We start from the raw sequence: 17,102 nt of genomic DNA on the forward strand, positions 1-17,102 counted from the left end.
AAAGCTATTTAAGTTATTGATTAAATTGAGGTTAACAATTTATATTTAAATGTAATCTTCTGATCAACTTGTTGATAAGGTTGGGGAAAGCTTTGCTTAAGTTGATCATTTAATTGCTTTTTTATTTCTAAGTTATTGATTTTATAGATAGGAAAGTGCAAGGGATGATAGTATTTTATTTTTAATCACCTGTTGATCATAATGTGGATATAAAGCTTGTTGATAACTCTAAATTTAGATCCAAAATAATTTTATTAAATGATCTAAAAAGGTAGATCTAATGAAATTAATTTAAAATAGGCTGATAAACAGATCAATTAATATTGATCGTGAGCTTTTTATGACCTAGTTACCTAATTTTGTCATTTATTTTAGCTAAAAATTAGCAATTGTGGATAAGTGATCGAGATATTTTTAATTTAATGCATATTTAGATCACTTATTTTTATGTATTTTAGTAAGTGAATTGAAAAAAACGACTTTGTAAGTGTTATTTTCGATTTCAAATATTGCTATATTTTTCCTAGATACGCTAAATTAAACTTTGTATTTGTCCAATTAGAATAAAAATACAGCTCAAAAACTCTTTTTTTGTTTCGTAGATAAGTTGTTTATTATCCAAAATTTAGGTTAATTTATGCTTTTACACAGATAAACAAAGTGACAAATACTCAGATATTTATGCATTATTAGGCTAAAAAAAGCATAAAACACACGGTTTTAATTGATGAAATGAACTGTTTTTTAATCAATAAAGAAAGCAGTTTACTAAAAATATTAGTTTAAAAGCTCTTATATCATCACAAAAGCAACTAGGTGAAGTGCTTAAAAGCTAAATAATATATTTAAAATTTTAAACTTTGGAGACATTTTTGAAGTTTTATGAGGCGGTTCTCAAACCTGAAGATAGTTTATTAAAAAAAATTATTTGTTATATTTCTTTAATTTGGATTTTACTTTTTTTAATATATAGTTTTTTTGATGAAGCTTTAAAATTAGTCGACACCATAAATGGTGTGAGTATGGGCGAAATCTATTTTTTAAAACAAAAAGGAAGTGCTTTTGGTTTTCTTTGTTTTATTCCGCTTTTGCTCATAGTTACCTATATGTTTGCTCATGGCTTAATTAATCGACGCCCAGATAAAAAGATAGTTGGTTTAATCGTAAAAACCGTTTTATTTTGCACATGTATAGGCGTACCTACTGGGATCATTTCTAATATTGCAGTGGCTAATTATTATGAGAATAAAGGATTTATTAACTGTCATTCTTACTCCTGGGGTAGATCGTTAGACTTTTATGTTTATGACGAGCGGTTTTGTATCAAGCAAGGTGCTGTAGTTAGTTTTAAAGTTAAAAAATGGCTATTACAGCAAAATGGAAAAGGTGAACCTAACTTAGAAGCGTTTTATAAAGAGTTATCTCTTTACTTATCTGAGTATTATTAAGTATTTGATTAAGGGGGGTTAATCCCCCCTTTAGATTTACATGTTTTCTAGTTATTTACCAATACAAAACGAGCTAAATATTTTGCCAAGTAAGTCGTCTGAGGTAAATTCACCGGTTATTTCGTTTAAATACTGCTGTGTTAAACGTAGTTCTTCAGCGAGTATTTCACCAGCAATGTGCATTTCTAATTGTGTTTTACCTGTTTCTAAATGATACGCAGCACTCTCTAGTGCATCTAAATGACGACGGCGCGCCATAAAGCCACCTTCTGTTGCGCCTTGAAAGCCTATACAGGCTTTTAAATGCTCGCGTACAAGTTCAATACCGTCAGCATTTTTAGCACTTAAGCTGATAACCGGGTATTGTTGTTCTTGCTCCATGCCCACTATATCACCCGATAAATCGGCTTTATTTCTGATGACAGTAACGCCCATACCTTCTGGTAATTTTGCCATAAATTCAGGCCAAATTTTGTGTGGGTCTGTATCTACAGTGTCCGTGCCATCAAGCATAAATAAAACGCGATCTGCTTGGTTTATTTCATCCCATGCACGCTCAATACCTATTTGTTCTACGCGATCAGGGCTTTCACGAAGACCTGCTGTATCTATAATATGCAGTGGCATACCATCTATATGTATATGTTCTCGTAGTACGTCGCGAGTAGTACCTGCTATTTCTGTTACAATAGCGGCTTCACGCCCAGCTAGAGCGTTAAGTAGGCTTGATTTACCCGCATTAGGGCGACCTGCAATAACAACACGCATACCTTCGCGCATGATGCTGCCTTGCTTGGCTTGATTGGTTACGGTATTAAGCTGAGTAATAATGGCGTCTAAGTCGCCTGACACTTTACCATCTGATAAAAAATCAATTTCTTCATCAGGAAAATCAATGGCCGCTTCTACGTACATGCGTAAATGAATTACTTTTTCTACGAGTGTTTCTATGTGCTTAGAAAATTCACCTTGTAGCGATTGCAGGGCGCTTTTAGCGGCTTGCTCACTGGTAGCATTAATTAAGTCGGCGATGGCTTCAGCTTGAGTTAAATCAAGCTTGTCGTTCATAAATGCGCGCTCAGAAAACTCACCTGGTTTTGCTAAACGAACGCCCTCGATTTTACTAATTTCTTTAAGTAGCATATCAAGTACTACAGGACCACCATGACCTTGTAGCTCAAGTACATCTTCGCCTGTAAATGAGTTAGGCCCGGCAAAGTAAATTGCAATACCTTGGTCAAGTTGCTCGCCAGCTAGGCTTTTAAATGGCACGTAATCGGCGTAGCGAACTTTAGGAATTTTACCGACTACTTTTTCGGCGACACTTTTAGCAAGGCTGCCTGAAACGCGAATAATACCAACACCACCACGTCCGGGGGCAGTTGCTTGTGCTGCAATTGTATCTTGATTTATCATGCTATTAATTTGCCAACGATAAGTAACTTTATGGCGGTATTGTAACCTATGGATTTATTTGTAGCGAATAGCTGTGGTGAAAAACAAGCAATAAAAAAGGCGACCGAAGTCGCCTTTATATAAGTAGGAGCTTAGTTAGCCTCTTACTTTAATTCCTTTCTTTTCCATGCCACGGTAGATGATCAACATCTGGACAATAGAAATAAGGTTAGACACTAACCAGTAAAGAACTAAACCAGATGGGAACCATAAGAAGAATACAGAGAAGATAACCGGCATAAAGGTCATCATTTTTTGCTGCATTGGATCAGTAACCGTCATAGGTTGTAGTTTTTGAGTCACAAACATACTCGCACCAAATAAGATTGGTAATACGTAGTACGGGTCTTGTGCAGAAAGGTCATTTAACCAAAAAATAAATTCAGCATGGCGAAGTTCTGTCGATTCTAAGAATACATAGAACAAGGCTAAGAAAATTGGCATTTGTAACAAAATAGGGAAGCAACCACCCATAGGGTTAACTTTTTCTTTTTTGTACATTTCCATAGTTGCTTGGCCGAACTTTTGACGGTCATCACCAAACTTTTCTTTAAGAGCTGCCATTTTAGGCTGTAGGGCACGCATTTTAGCCATTGAGGTGTATTGCGCTTTTGTAAGTGGATACATTAACGATTTTACGATAATAGTGATGGCAATAATTGCTACACCCCAATTACCTAAAATGCTGTGTAGCCATTTTAGCAATACAAATAAAGGTTGCGAAATAAACCATAACCAACCGTAATCTACAGTTAAGTCTAGGTCTGGATGAATAGCTTCAAGAATATCAGACTCTTTTGGACCCATATAGTAAATAGCAGTTAGTGTTTGCTCACTACCAGCTTGAATATTTACAGCGGGATCTTTAGCACCAATAATAGCGGCATTACTTTTTGTAATTAAGCTATAAAGTGTATTTGATTGATCCTGCATTGGAACCCAAGCACTTACAAAGTAATGCTGTATAAATGCAACATAACCACCTTGAGTACTCTTGTTTAAGTTTTTATCAGCCATATCAGAAAAACTATACTTTTCGTATGGTTCTTCGTCAGTACCGTATGCAGCGCCTAAATAGTTTTGATCAACCATGCTGCCTTTTTCTTGTACAGTACGCTTAATTTGCGTGTATAGCTGTACTTGAAGTGGTGCGCTGGTGGTGTTGTTAACTTTGTATTCTAAGCCAACATCATATTGACCTTTTTTGAATACATATGTTTTTGTAAAGTTAACACCGTTGCTATCAGTAAACTGAAGCGGAACGCGAAGCTCATCACCCGTTAAGGTATATGACTTTTGTTCTGTTTTGTAAGTAGGGCGACCGTTAGCTGATGCATCAGGGCCATTTAAACCAATTAAGCCACTTTGTGAAAAGTATTGCTTACTACCATCAATCTCACCAAGAAGCATATAAGGTGTATCACTACCTTTAGTATCTTCGTATTGAAGTAAGTCTGTTTCAACAATGTCACCGCCTTTGGTGTCAATTTTAACTTTAAAAACGTCAGTTGTAATTTCAATCACTGAGCGCTTAGCTAAAGTTGCTGAAGCGGGTAAATCAGAATCTGACGATGAAGGGATATAATCATCCGACTCTGGTGAATTTGCTTGTAGTGTTTGTGTTGTGGCACTTGGATCGACTTTAGGCTTGTTGTAATCATTATCCCATTCTTGGAATAATAAAAACGACACTAGCATTAGGCCAATTAATAAAAACGTGCGTTGCGATTCCATAACAGCTCTTATTTCTCGTGTTGGTGGTTAATATGGGTTAATTTTTCAGGGACGGGGTCATTTCCACCTGAATGTAAAGGATGGCATTTTAATATGCGTTTTAAAGCTAACCAACTACCTTTTATAAATCCATGCAAATTAATTGCTTGAATTGCATAATGTGAGCAGCTTGGATTAAAACGACAATGCGGACCTAACAGCGGGCTAATCCACTTTTGATAACCGCGGATAAATAACACTAAACAAAACCTCGGTAAAGCAACAAGTGGTTTAAGTAACCTCATGATGTTTATGCCCCTACTTAAGTTTAGTGAGATAGATATCATGTATTTAAAGACTCAATTAGAAATTTTAAATGCATGATTAAAAGGTGAGCTAAAGATACATTAATTAACCCTGCAATTCTATTGCTATTGGGTTTGTTTATTGGATTTAGCTGATTTGTTTGGGCGTTTCTTAAAAGGTGGCGGTTTAGGAGCGCCTGGCTTACAGCGTTCGTTAATTTTTCGCCATAACTTAGTAAGTTGCTTGGTTAATTCTTCATTAGACTGATCATCGATACCATTTTTTACCATAAGCACAATATCGATATTATCTATATTGTGTTGATTTAAACGAAAACTTTCGCGAGCAAGACGTTTAATACGGTTTCGTTGGCATGCCTTTTTTACACGTTTTTTAGCAACAGTAAGACCTAACCTAGGTTTATCTTGGTCATTTGGTTTAGCTAATAGAGTAAAGAAAGGAGTTGCAGCCCGAGCGGGTTCATTAAATATACGAGAGTAATGCGAGGGAGTTAACAGACGTAACTCCCTGCCAAAGCTAAAGTCTTCCACTTATATATTAAGCAGAAAGAACTTTGCGGCCTTTAGCGCGGCGACGTGCTAATACTTTACGGCCATTTACAGTTGCCATGCGAGCACGGAAGCCGTGTGCACGTTTGCGTTTTAAAACGCTAGGTTGAAAAGTTCTTTTCATAACAATCTCATCCGATCGGTTAAAGTTAAAACATCCTACGCAGGTCGCGATCCTGGCATAGGTGCCATTGCGAGCGCGAGATATTATAGAAGAAACACATTAAAGTCAATCATAATTACACTACACACTTAGTGTTTATTATATAGTTAATGTAGATCATAAAGGATGATCCTCTAGGATCATCATTAATAAAGAGTTTTCCACAGCCCTTGTATAAAAAGTGAATAAAAGCAGGGGAAAAGTAAAATGGATCGTAAATTTGGTTCGCGATCTTAGTCTGTTTTTGTTATGATCTGTCATCAAGCTTTTAAATAAAAGCTGTTTTAAATCAGTCTGTTAATATATTTATACATCGATATCAACAATTTAATAAAAATCAATCTTTTACTTGTGGATAAAGTATCTTCATAATACTCGGCCTTGGGTCGCTTATTAGACCATTTTAACGCAATAAATGGATGATTTTTAATCATTAATGATGTGCGGGAATAAAAATTATATCTCTGGGAGTTTAACTGTGTATCTGTCGGTTTGGCAAAGTTGTTTATATGTATTGCAAGATGAATTGCCTTCGCAGCAGTTCAGTATGTGGGTAAGACCACTTCAAGCAGAAAGTACCGAAGATACCTTGACGATTTACGCACCTAATCGCTTTGTGCTTGATTGGGTGAGAGAAAAGTATTTAAATAGAATTAACGAACTTTTAGTCGAAATTTGTGGTGTTGAAGCCCCTGAGTTACGTTTTGATGTGGGCAGTAAGCCCTTGGTTAATGCCCAAGTTGCACCTGCTATTGATGCACAATCTACACCTGGTGCGCAAACGTCAGCAAAACAGCAATTACGTCAACCAAAACCAGTTGTTGAACCTGCGCCTAAATCAAATTACAAATCTAATATAAAAGAAAATTATACTTTTGATAGCTTTGTAGAAGGTAAGTCAAACCAATTAGCTAAAGCTGCTGCTACACAAATAGCTGACAATCCTGGTTCGGCTTTTAACCCTGTCTTTATATATGGTGGAACTGGTTTAGGTAAAACTCACTTATTACATGCAGTAGGCAACGGTATATTGGCTAACAAGCCAGATGCTAAAATTGTTTATATGCACTCTGAGCGCTTTGTGCAAGATATGGTAAAAGCACTACAAAATAACGCAATTGAAGAATTTAAGCGTTATTACAGAAGTGTTGATGCATTGATGATCGATGACATCCAATTTTTTGCTAATAAAGAACGCTCACAAGAAGAGTTTTTTCATACCTTTAATGCATTACTTGAAGGTAACCAACAAATTATTTTAACTTCTGACCGTTATCCAAAAGAGATTGAAGGGGTTGAAGATCGCCTTAAATCACGATTCGGTTGGGGTTTAACAATTGCGATTGAGCCGCCAGAGCTTGAAACACGCGTTGCAATTTTGATGAAAAAAGCCCAGCAAAGTAAAATTAATTTACCGCATGAAGTTGCTTTTTTTATTGCCAAAAAATTACGCTCAAACGTACGTGAATTAGAAGGTGCACTTAATCGTGTGATTGCTAATGCTAATTTTACGGGTCGTCCAATTTCTATTGATTTTGTAAAAGAAGCACTACGCGATTTACTTGCCTTGCAGGATAAACTGGTTACCATAGATAACATTCAGCGTACGGTTGCTGAGTATTACCGAATTCGTATATCAGATCTCTTATCAAAGCGTCGCAGTCGCTCTATAGCAAGACCTCGTCAAGTAGCTATGGCATTGTCTAAAGAGCTAACTAATCACAGCTTACCTGAGATTGGTGATGCGTTTGGAGGTCGAGACCATACCACTGTATTACATGCGTGTCGTAAAATTAAATCACTACGTGATGAGAGCCACGAAATAAAAGAAGATTACCAAAACTTAATAAGAACATTGTCATCTTAGGGCTGACTTTATTATGCAAATAACAATATCAAGACAACAATTTTTAAAGCCATTAGTGCAAGTGTCGGGTGCGATTGAGCGCAAACACACATTGCCAATTTTATCTAACGTATTGTTAGTGGTAGAAAACGGACAACTTTCAATGACAGGGACCGACCTTGAAATTGAACTCGTTTCTGGCGTATTTGTAGGTGATAATGTTGCCGATACAAAACTAACGTTACCCGCTAAAAAATTACTCGATATTTGTAAAAGTCTACCAGACGGTTCAGACCTTACTTTGAGCTTACAAGAACATCAATTACTTTTAACCAGTGGTAAAAGTCGTTTTTCTTTAACAACTTTATCAGCTGATGATTTTCCTAATTTAGAAGAATGGGATGGAGAGGTTGAATTTCAACTTACCCGCTTAGAGTTACGTAAATTACTCGAAAGCACTCATTTTTCAATGGCAAATCAGGATGTTCGTTATTACTTAAACGGCATGTCGTTTGAAGTAGATAATACTGATATAAAAACTGTTGCTACTGATGGGCATCGTTTAGCTATTGCACAAAAGCAATTAACACAATCGCTTAATACGCAGCGCCAGCTAATTATTCCGCGTAAAGGTGTGCAAGAAATTATGCGCCTTATGGTCGCAGACGATGAACTAGTTACAATTCAGTTTGGTGCTAACCATATTCGTATTATCGATCTCGAATTTACGTTTACTAGTAAATTGGTAGATGGACGATTTCCTGATTATCGTCGAGTATTACCCCGTGGTGGCGATAAGGTAATTACGGCTAACCGCGAATGGTTACGCAATGCGTTTCAACGTGTGTCTATTTTATCTAATGAAAAATTTCGTGGTGTTCGTTTAAACTTATCAAATGGTTTATTAAAAATTACAGCCAATAACCCAGAGCAAGAACAAGCTGAAGAGGTTGTTGAAGTAAGTTACGAAGGCGCTGACCTAGAAATAGGTTTTAACGTATCTTATGTACTTGATGTGTTAAATACATTAAAAACCGAAGATGTACTATTTACATTAGCTGATTCAAACAGCAGTGCACTAATTGAAGGTGCGGGTGATGAAGAAGCAATGTATGTTGTTATGCCTATGCGTTTATAAGACTATAAATACACAATGAGCTTAAGTCATTTGAGCCTCAAATATTTTCGTAATATTGAGGCATTGACGCTAGAACCAGTAAATGGCGTTAACATAATTTATGGTGAAAACGGCAGTGGTAAAACTAGCCTTTTAGAAGCTATTTATTTCCTTTCTCACGGCAAATCTTTTAGAACACCAAAACATAAAAGTATCATACAGCATCAGCAAGAGCAGTTTGTTATACATGGCAGAAAAGCACTACATGACTTATCTATTCCTATTGGTATAAGTAAAACCCAAACGGGTGAAACCAATTTAAAAATACAGGGTAAGGCAAGCCGTAAAATATCAGAACTCGCTCAACTCATGCCGGTCCAAATTATTACACCAGAGAGTTATTCATTGTTTTTTGGTGGACCAAAAGAACGTAGAAAGTTTTTAGATTTAGGTTTGTTCCACGTGGAACATGAGTTTTTTTTCTTGTGGCAATCGTTTAATAAAGTGTTAAAACAACGCAACGCATTATTAAAAACTAAGCCTAAGAATTATTTTGACCAAATTAGGTTTTGGGACAAAGAATTTGTTAGACTAGCTGAACAAATAAATAAATTAAGAATGGCGTATATAAGTAGGTTTAAGCAGCAGTTTTTTGATAAAATGTGTGCAGAATTAACGCTTATACGCGATTTAGAAATGACCTTTAATGCAGGTTGGAAAGAGAGTGAATCTCTTGCTGATGCATTAGAGCAAAACTTTGAGCGAGATGCTCGCCAAGGGTTTACAAGTAAAGGTCCACATAAGGCCGATTTTAGTTTTAGTGTTTTTGGCAACAGCGTAGAGAATACATTTTCACGCGGTCAATTAAAGCTTTTGCTTTATGCGTTAAAAGTAACGCAGAATAGCTTAATTGAGTCAGAAACAGATAAGCAATCAATATTGCTAATAGATGATCTACCTTCAGAGTTAGGCGAAGATACAAAAGAGAAAGTGGGTCAATTACTTGCTCACTGCAGTTCTCAAATTTTTATCTCTTCAATTTTGTCTGAAAGTATTTCTGCTGTGGTGGAACCCATGCAGCGAGAACTACAAATGTTCCACGTGAAACATGGCAACCTAATAACAAGATAAGTGGGATTAACCATGTCTGAGAATTATGACTCGTCGAGTATTAAAGTACTTAAAGGATTAGACGCAGTAAGAAAGCGTCCTGGAATGTATATTGGGGACACCGATGATGGCACAGGCTTACACCATATGGTGTTTGAGGTAGTTGATAACTCTATCGATGAAGCTTTAGCTGGTTATTGTGATGATATCTATGTAACTATTCACTTAGATGGTTCTGTCTCGGTAAGAGATAACGGTCGTGGTATCCCAACTTCTATCCATGAAGAAGAAGGCGTATCAGCAGCCGAAGTTATTATGACGGTACTTCATGCCGGTGGTAAATTTGATGACAACTCTTACAAAGTATCTGGTGGCTTACACGGTGTTGGTGTTTCGGTAGTAAATGCACTTTCTGAAAAGTTAAAACTAACAGTTCGCCGTGAAGGTAAACTTCATGAGCAATTTTATACAATGGGTGTTCCTGACGCTCCATTAGCTGTGATTGGTGACTCTGAAACAACAGGTACCGAATTACGTTTTTGGCCGAGCGATCAAACATTTACAAACTTAGATTTCCATTACGAAATTTTAGCTAAACGTTTACGTGAGCTTTCATTCCTAAACTCTGGCGTGAGCATCATATTAAATGATGAACGTGAAGAAAATAAATCGGATCACTTTAAATACGAAGGCGGAATACAAGCTTTCGTTGAGTACTTAAACCGTAATAAAACACCTATTCATAAAGGTGTATTCCACTTTACTCATGAACGTGAAGAAGATGGTATAAGTGTTGAAGTATCAATGCAGTGGAATGATGCATACCAAGAAAATATTTACTGTTTTACAAATAATATTCCACAACGTGATGGTGGTACTCACTTAGCCGGTTTTAGATCTGCGCTAACACGTACACTTAATAACTATATGGAAAAAGAAGGCTTTAACAAAAAAGCTAAAACAACCAGCAACGCCACCGGTGATGATGCTCGTGAAGGTTTGACTGCTGTTGTTAGTGTTAAAGTTCCAGATCCTAAGTTTTCATCACAAACAAAAGACAAGCTAGTTTCAAGTGAAGTTAAATCTGCAGTTGAACAAGCAATGGCTGAAAAATTCACTGAGTTTTTATTAGAAAACCCAAGTGATGCAAAAATTGTTGTTGGTAAGATCATTGATGCCTCACGTGCACGTGAAGCAGCGCGTAAAGCCCGCGAAATGACACGTCGTAAAGGCGCAATGGACTTAGCAGGTTTACCTGGTAAGTTAGCTGATTGCCAAGAAAAAGATCCTGCACAATCTGAACTATACATAGTGGAAGGAGACTCTGCTGGCGGATCAGCCAAGCAGGGACGTAACCGTAAAAACCAAGCAATACTTCCGCTTAAAGGTAAAATATTAAACGTAGAAAAAGCACGTTTTGATAAAATGTTATCTTCGCAAGAGGTAGCAACGCTAATTACGGCATTAGGTTGTGGTATTGGGCGTGACGAATATAATCCTGAAAAACTACGCTATCATCGTATCATCATCATGACCGATGCGGACGTGGATGGTTCTCATATTCGTACATTACTACTAACGTTCTTCTATCGCCAAATGCCTGAAATTGTTGAGCGTGGATATATTTATATTGCTCAACCACCACTTTATAAAGTGAAAAAGGGTAAACAAGAGCGCTATATTAAAGATGACCCAGCGCTTGTTGAATACCTAACATCGCTTGCACTTAATAATGCAGCATTGTACACAAGTACTGATGCGTCAGCTGTTGAAGGTGAAGCGTTAGAGAAAATAGTACACGATTACCAAAACACAGTTAAAGTAATCGAGCGTTTAAAACGTAAATACCCTAATACGGTAATGGAGCGTTTAATTTACCAAAGCGAGCTGAAAAAAGAAGACCTTTCAGATGAAGCTAAAGTAATTGCTTGGACTAAAGAATTAGTAGATGACTTAGTTGCTCGTGATGAAGATGCGACTATTTTTAAAGCTGAAACACAGCATGATACAGAGCGTAACTTATACTACCCAGTTGTGAATATCCGTCAGCACGGTGTAGATAAATCACATGTACTTAGTTATGACTTTATTGCATCACGTGATTACCAACGTATTGCTGCAACTGGTGTTAACATTGCAAATATCATTACTGAAGGCGCTTATATTCAACGTGGAGAGAAAACACTTCCTGTTGATAACTTTGTGGATGCTTTAGAATGGTTGATCGCTGAGTCTAAACGTGGTCTATATATTCAACGTTATAAAGGACTGGGTGAAATGAACCCAAGCCAGCTTTGGGAAACGACAATGGATCCGGATGCACGTCGTATGTTACAAGTAACGATTGAAGATGCTGTAGGCGCGGATCAATTATTTGCGACCTTAATGGGGGATCAAGTAGAGCCTCGTCGTGAGTTTATTGAAACTAACGCATTACGTGTAGTTAACCTAGACGTTTAAAAAGTAATACTTAGATCAGAAAAGGAGCCTAATGGCTCCTTTTTTATTTTCTTCAATTACACAAACTGCTTAAAACCTGAGTGTGCACAAGGTATACTAAGGGTAATTTTCACGCTACTTCTCAGATAGTAAAAAGCCAAATATGCAAAAATATGACGTAAAAACCTTTCAAGGTTTGATCCTGGCTTTACAGGATTATTGGGCACAGCAAGGCTGTGTCATTATTCAACCACTTGATATGGAAGTGGGCGCAGGGACATTTCACCCGCAAACATTTTTAAAGTCTATTGGTCCAGAGCCAATGGCGAGTGCATACGTGCAACCGTGTCGTCGTCCTACCGATGGTCGCTACGGTGAAAATCCAAATCGCTTACAACACTATTACCAATTTCAGGTAGTTTTAAAGCCATCGCCAGATAACATCCAAGAGCTTTATTTAGGCTCTTTAGCGGCTATGGGTATCGATACGCTAACTCACGAAGTTCGCTTTGTAGAAGACAACTGGGAATCACCTACGTTAGGTGCGTGGGGTTTAGGTTGGGAAATTTGGTTAAACGGCATGGAAATAACGCAGTTTACCTACTTTCAGCAAGTTGGCGGTATTGAGTGTTCACCAGTAACGGGTGAGATTACTTACGGTCTAGAACGTTTAGCAATGTACATTCAGGGCGTAGATAGTATTTACGACTTAGTATGGGCAGACGGTCCACTAGGGCGCGTAACATACGGCGACGTGTTCCATCAAAATGAAGTAGAGCAATCTACTTATAACTTTGAACACGCAAACGTAGATGATTTATTTGCTCAGTTTGATAAATGTGAAGCAGAGAGCCAAAAGTTAATTGAAGCAAACTTACCACTACCGGCTTACGAGCAAGTAATGAAAGCATCGCATGCATTTAACTTGCTAGACGCACGCCACGCAATATCGGTAACCGAACGTCAACGTTATATTTTACGCGTTCGTGCGTTATCAAAAGCGTGTGCACAAAGTTACTATGACAAACGCGAAGCGCTTGGTTTCCCGCTGTGTAAGGATAAGTAAGTATGTCAGCACAAAATTTATTAGTAGAAATTGGCACAGAAGAGTTGCCTCCAAAAGCACTGCGTAAATTAGCAGAAGCTTTTGCTGCAAACCTAACTGCAGAGCTAGAAACACTAGAGTTAGCACATCAAGGCGTAAGCTGGTATGCATCGCCTCGTCGTTTAGGTTTACAAGTAAAAGCGCTTGAAGCTAAGCAACAAGACAAAGAAGTTGAAAAACGCGGTCCAGCAACTAAAGCAGCATTTGACGGTGACGGTAACCCAACAAAGGCAGCAATGGGTTGGGCACGTGGTTGTGGTATTGAAGTAAAAGATGCACAAACACTCGAAACTGACAAAGGCGCATGGTTATTGCACATTGCTAAAGTAGCAGGGCAAGAAACCAAAGCGTTAATGACAGGTGCAATTACTAAAGCGCTAGCTAAATTGCCAATACCTAAACCAATGCGTTGGGGCGCGAATAAAACACAATTTATTCGACCAGTGCATACGGTAACTATTTTATTTGGTGACGAATTACTTGAAGGCGAAATTCTTGGTAAGCAAATAACTAACCAGCTTCAAGGTCATCGTTTTCATCACCCAGAAAAAATTAGCATTAACCATGCAGATGACGTTTTTGACGTACTTAAATCTGCTTACGTTATTGCTGATTACGAACAACGTAAAGCACAAATTCGTACGCAAATAGAAGACGCTGCAAAAGCAGTTAACGCTGTTGTTGCTATGGATGAAGATTTACTAGAAGAAGTAACATCACTTGTAGAGTGGCCAGTTACTTTAACGGCAACATTTGAAGAAGCATTTTTAGATGTACCAGCCGAAGCGTTAATTTACACCATGAAAGACGATCAAAAATACTTTCCGTTATTAGATCAAAACGGCAAACTTTTAAATAAGTTTTTGTTTGTATCTAACATCGAGAGTAAAGATCCAAGTGTGGTTATTTCTGGTAACGAAAAAGTAGTACGCCCGCGTTTAGCCGATGCACAATTTTTCTTTGAGACCGATAAAAAGAAAACCCTAGAAAGCCGACTAGAGTCACTTGATAGCGTATTGTTCCAAAAGCAACTTGGTACGCTTAAAGATAAGTCTGAGCGTATTAGTGAACTTGCGGGTTACATTGCTGAGCAATTAGGTGCTGATAAAGTGTTAGCGCAGCGTGCAGGCTTATTAAGTAAAACAGACTTAATGACTGAAATGGTAATGGAATTTACCGATGTGCAAGGTGTAATGGGAATGCATTACGCTCGCCACGATGGTGAAGCCGAAGATGTAGCCGTAGCGCAAAACGAGCAGTACATGCCACGCTTTTCAGGCGATAACTTACCTACAAACTTAATTAGCTGCGCAGTAGCGATTGCTGATAAGTTTGACACGCTGGTGGGTATTTTTGGTATAGGTCAAGCACCTAAAGGTGACAAAGACCCATTTGCTCTTCGTCGTGCTGCCATTGGTGCACTTCGTATCATGGTAGAAAAAGAGCTGCCACTTGATATTTTAGACCTAGTAGCTAAATCACAAACATTGTTTGGCGACAAGCTAACTAACTTAAATGTATCAACTGACGTATTTGAATTTATGCTAGGGCGCTTTCGTGCTTGGTATCAAGACGAAGGAATTGAAGTAGACGTAATTCAAGCTGTGCTTGCACGTCGTCCGACTAAACCTGTTGATTTTGATCGCCGCGTTAAAGCCGTGAGTCACTTCCGCACATTAGACGCAGCAGAAGCGCTTGCAGCAGCTAATAAGCGTGTAGGCAATATTCTGGCTAAAAACGACATCACCAGCCAAGGTAATGTTGATGAGAGCTTATTAAGCGACGACGCTGAAAAAGTACTTGCATCACAAGTAGCAAAATTTGCGACTGACCTTGCACCACTTTACGCAGATGGAAACTACCAAGAAGCATTAAGTCAATTGGCGGGTATTCGTGAAAGTGTTGATAACTTTTTTGACAACGTAATGGTTATGGCCGACGATGAAGCTGTTAAGCAAAATCGTCTTGCGCTTTTAAGCCAGCTAAGCGGATTGTTTTTAGGTATTGCAGATATTTCTGTTTTACAAAAATAACACCGATTAGTAATTTTAAAAGCCAGCGTTTTGCTGGCTTTTTAGTTTTCACTGTATGCAAAGGACACCATTTGATGATCTCCATGAAACGAATTTTAACTTTAGCAATTGCCGGTTTACTTACAGCATGTACTAGCCAAATTTCGATTAACGATGTATTGCCACAACAAGAACTCGATCGCACAATTTACCTACGTGGCGATTTTACACTGTGGGATGCAGAGCCTCAGTATCAGTTCTCATCAGTTGGTCCTGCGCTTTATCAAGCACAAGTTAAATTTTCTAGCCCTGGTAAAGTATATGAATTTAAAATAGCGGATGCCGATTTTAGCGAGGGTTACAACTGTGGCTATAGCGACGCACAACCAGCAGGGCAAAAACTAACACTCGGCCAGCCAGCTATCGCAGACTGTAATACTATTTATAACTACTTTAGTTATACGCCAGCAATAAAAGGCACGTACATAGTAAGCATTGATTACAGCGACTACGACAGACCACAAGTTACAATAACGAAGAAGTGATAGCTGTATTTTTAAAGCTGCCCGAGTGAATTAATCGATTTGTGACAAGGACGTTGTTGTGTTTATTCAGTATTAACACTAAAGGGATTTCGTAGGTAGAGTGAAGCGAAACCCAACATGTGTGGCGAATAAAACTATTTTGGTGGTTATTAAATACGTTGGGTTTCGTAAAACTCAACCCAACCTACGCCAGAAACAAGCTTTATAAGTATGCAACAATAACGTGGATAAGTTTGACTTAAACTTGCCTTGATTATAATTAACAAAACTAATCTATACTCTTATTTATCTGTTTGTTTTATAGGTAAAAATATGCGTTATAAACGTATGTTAGAGGCGGGCGCATGTTATTTTTTTACGGTAAATTTAGAAGATAGATCTCAGTATTTACTCGTGGAAAATATAGATTTATTACGTCGCGTATATTCAAAGGTGGCAAAAAAGCATCCAATAAAGACGATTGCAATCGTTATCATGCCCGATCACCTTCATGTTATTTGGCAATTACCAAAAGGCGATAATAATTACGCAATGCGTTGGCGGCTTATAAAATCAGGCTTTTCTCGAGAGCTTCCAGCAACAGAATTTTGTAATAAAAGTCGAATAGCGAAGGGAGAGCGCGGGATTTGGCAGCGTCGTTATTGGGAGCATAAAATTAGAGATGAAGAAGACTTAAATAACCATATTAATTATATCCACTACAACCCTGTAAAACATAAATATGTTTCTAAAGTCAGTAATTGGTCTTTTTCGAGTTTTCATCGATATGTCAAAGATTCAAAATTACCGAGTAACTGGGGGAGTGATAATAAGTTAAACGATATATACGATGATTGAAATTATTTCGATTATTATAAGATACGTTGGGTTTCGTAAAACTCAACCCAACCTATATCAGTTTATAAACCTTTCTTTACCACATACCTATACGGTGCTTCTGCTGCATCTTTAGCCACCAGCGTGTGATCCATAAACGTACAAAAGCTCGGAATGTCGCGAGTTGTTGATGGGTCATCTGCAGTTATTAATAACGTTTCACCATCACTCATTTTACGAATAGCAGCACGTACCATCATTACTGGCTCTGGACAGCGAAGGCCTATGGCATCTAATTGGTGATCGGGATTATCAAAGCTCATAATAAATTGACCTGTTTAATTAAAGTGATTGCTGCGTACGCGAGTGCTTAGGGTATAGCAATTAATAAGTTTGGTAGTTTAGCGCAATTTTGAGCGTAATTTAACTATTTTACTTACCTCAATATGTTCATTTTA

At 37.8% G+C, this 17,102-nt stretch carries 15 protein-coding genes; 9 read left to right on the forward strand and 6 right to left on the reverse strand.

The window, feature by feature from the left end; all coding sequences use genetic code 11:
* Positions 1-872 precede the first annotated feature (872 nt).
* Positions 873-1,448: a hypothetical protein gene (locus GQR56_RS13760; RefSeq protein ID WP_166112440.1), complete on the forward strand. Its 576-nt coding sequence runs from the start codon at positions 873-875 to the stop codon at positions 1,446-1,448.
* A gap of 51 nt (positions 1,449-1,499) precedes the next feature.
* Here the strand turns inward: GQR56_RS13760 and mnmE are convergent, their stop codons facing one another.
* The 5 genes from mnmE to rpmH form a co-directional block, all read right to left on the reverse strand.
* The gene (gene mnmE / locus GQR56_RS13765; protein WP_166112443.1) at positions 1,500-2,864 is read right to left on the reverse strand and encodes a tRNA uridine-5-carboxymethylaminomethyl(34) synthesis GTPase MnmE; all 1,365 of its coding nucleotides are present in this window, start codon (positions 2,862-2,864) and stop codon (positions 1,500-1,502) included.
* Between the two features lie 135 nt (positions 2,865-2,999).
* The gene (gene yidC / locus GQR56_RS13770; RefSeq protein ID WP_024609858.1) at positions 3,000-4,637 is read right to left on the reverse strand and encodes a membrane protein insertase YidC; all 1,638 of its coding nucleotides are present in this window, start codon (positions 4,635-4,637) and stop codon (positions 3,000-3,002) included.
* 8 nt (positions 4,638-4,645) lie between these two features.
* A complete protein-coding gene (yidD, locus tag GQR56_RS13775; RefSeq protein WP_024609857.1) occupies positions 4,646-4,921 on the reverse strand; it encodes a membrane protein insertion efficiency factor YidD in 276 nt (91 codons plus the stop codon).
* Positions 4,922-5,047: 126 nt separating this feature from the next.
* Positions 5,048-5,473: a ribonuclease P protein component gene (rnpA, locus tag GQR56_RS13780; RefSeq protein ID WP_024609856.1), complete on the reverse strand. Its 426-nt coding sequence runs from the start codon at positions 5,471-5,473 to the stop codon at positions 5,048-5,050.
* Between the two features lie 7 nt (positions 5,474-5,480).
* Positions 5,481-5,615, reverse strand: a complete 135-nt coding sequence (gene rpmH, locus GQR56_RS13785) for a 50S ribosomal protein L34 (protein ID WP_004335215.1) — start codon at positions 5,613-5,615, stop codon at positions 5,481-5,483.
* A gap of 517 nt (positions 5,616-6,132) precedes the next feature.
* Here rpmH and dnaA point away from each other — a divergent pair.
* The 8 genes from dnaA to GQR56_RS13825 all read left to right on the forward strand — a co-directional run bounded on the left by dnaA (position 6,133) and on the right by GQR56_RS13825 (position 16,665).
* Positions 6,133-7,521, forward strand: a complete 1,389-nt coding sequence (gene dnaA / locus GQR56_RS13790) for a chromosomal replication initiator protein DnaA (RefSeq protein WP_166112446.1) — start codon at positions 6,133-6,135, stop codon at positions 7,519-7,521.
* 13 nt (positions 7,522-7,534) lie between these two features.
* Complete coding sequence (gene dnaN / locus GQR56_RS13795) at positions 7,535-8,638, forward strand: DNA polymerase III subunit beta (RefSeq protein ID WP_024609854.1); 1,104 nt, start codon at positions 7,535-7,537, stop codon at positions 8,636-8,638.
* Positions 8,639-8,653: 15 nt separating this feature from the next.
* On the forward strand, positions 8,654-9,748 hold the full coding sequence (gene recF, locus GQR56_RS13800) for a DNA replication/repair protein RecF (protein ID WP_024609853.1): 1,095 nt from the start codon (positions 8,654-8,656) through the stop codon (positions 9,746-9,748).
* A gap of 12 nt (positions 9,749-9,760) precedes the next feature.
* Positions 9,761-12,187, forward strand: a complete 2,427-nt coding sequence (gene gyrB / locus GQR56_RS13805) for a DNA topoisomerase (ATP-hydrolyzing) subunit B (protein ID WP_166112449.1) — start codon at positions 9,761-9,763, stop codon at positions 12,185-12,187.
* A 142-nt stretch (positions 12,188-12,329) separates the two neighbouring features.
* Positions 12,330-13,232, forward strand: coding sequence for a glycine--tRNA ligase subunit alpha (gene glyQ / locus GQR56_RS13810; protein WP_024609610.1), 903 nt, complete (start codon positions 12,330-12,332; stop codon positions 13,230-13,232).
* Positions 13,233-13,234: 2 nt separating this feature from the next.
* On the forward strand, positions 13,235-15,304 hold the full coding sequence (glyS, locus tag GQR56_RS13815) for a glycine--tRNA ligase subunit beta (RefSeq protein WP_024609611.1): 2,070 nt from the start codon (positions 13,235-13,237) through the stop codon (positions 15,302-15,304).
* 74 nt (positions 15,305-15,378) lie between these two features.
* Entirely contained in the window at positions 15,379-15,828 is a 450-nt protein-coding gene (locus GQR56_RS13820; protein ID WP_166112452.1) for a hypothetical protein, read from the forward strand.
* A gap of 312 nt (positions 15,829-16,140) precedes the next feature.
* Positions 16,141-16,665 (forward strand): transposase, encoded by a 525-nt coding sequence (locus GQR56_RS13825; protein WP_166112455.1) that lies wholly within the window; start codon positions 16,141-16,143, stop codon positions 16,663-16,665.
* A 62-nt stretch (positions 16,666-16,727) separates the two neighbouring features.
* On the opposite strand, the gene tusA is transcribed toward GQR56_RS13825, so the two are convergent.
* Positions 16,728-16,967: a sulfurtransferase TusA gene (gene tusA, locus GQR56_RS13830; protein ID WP_138584853.1), complete on the reverse strand. Its 240-nt coding sequence runs from the start codon at positions 16,965-16,967 to the stop codon at positions 16,728-16,730.
* Between the last annotated feature and the right edge of the window lie 135 nt (positions 16,968-17,102).

The sequence above is a fragment of the Pseudoalteromonas sp. Z9A5 genome, assembly GCF_011378875.1.
GTDB lineage: Bacteria > Pseudomonadota > Gammaproteobacteria > Enterobacterales > Alteromonadaceae > Pseudoalteromonas.

Bases quoted from the DNA above. Each gene is read 5' to 3' on its own strand.
- glyS (WP_024609611.1), top strand. From the start codon at position 13,235: ATGTCAGCACAAAATTTATTAGTAGAAATTGGCACAGAAGAGTTGCCT.
- yidC (WP_024609858.1), bottom strand. From the start codon at position 4,637: ATGGAATCGCAACGCACGTTTTTATTAATTGGCCTAATGCTAGTGTCG.
- recF (WP_024609853.1), top strand. From the start codon at position 8,654: ATGAGCTTAAGTCATTTGAGCCTCAAATATTTTCGTAATATTGAGGCA.
- GQR56_RS13825 (WP_166112455.1), top strand. From the start codon at position 16,141: ATGCGTTATAAACGTATGTTAGAGGCGGGCGCATGTTATTTTTTTACG.
- gyrB (WP_166112449.1), top strand. From the start codon at position 9,761: ATGTCTGAGAATTATGACTCGTCGAGTATTAAAGTACTTAAAGGATTA.
- mnmE (WP_166112443.1), bottom strand. From the start codon at position 2,864: ATGATAAATCAAGATACAATTGCAGCACAAGCAACTGCCCCCGGACGT.
- yidD (WP_024609857.1), bottom strand. From the start codon at position 4,921: ATGAGGTTACTTAAACCACTTGTTGCTTTACCGAGGTTTTGTTTAGTG.
- dnaN (WP_024609854.1), top strand. From the start codon at position 7,535: ATGCAAATAACAATATCAAGACAACAATTTTTAAAGCCATTAGTGCAA.
- GQR56_RS13820 (WP_166112452.1), top strand. From the start codon at position 15,379: ATGATCTCCATGAAACGAATTTTAACTTTAGCAATTGCCGGTTTACTT.
- rpmH (WP_004335215.1), bottom strand. From the start codon at position 5,615: ATGAAAAGAACTTTTCAACCTAGCGTTTTAAAACGCAAACGTGCACAC.
- glyQ (WP_024609610.1), top strand. From the start codon at position 12,330: ATGCAAAAATATGACGTAAAAACCTTTCAAGGTTTGATCCTGGCTTTA.
- tusA (WP_138584853.1), bottom strand. From the start codon at position 16,967: ATGAGCTTTGATAATCCCGATCACCAATTAGATGCCATAGGCCTTCGC.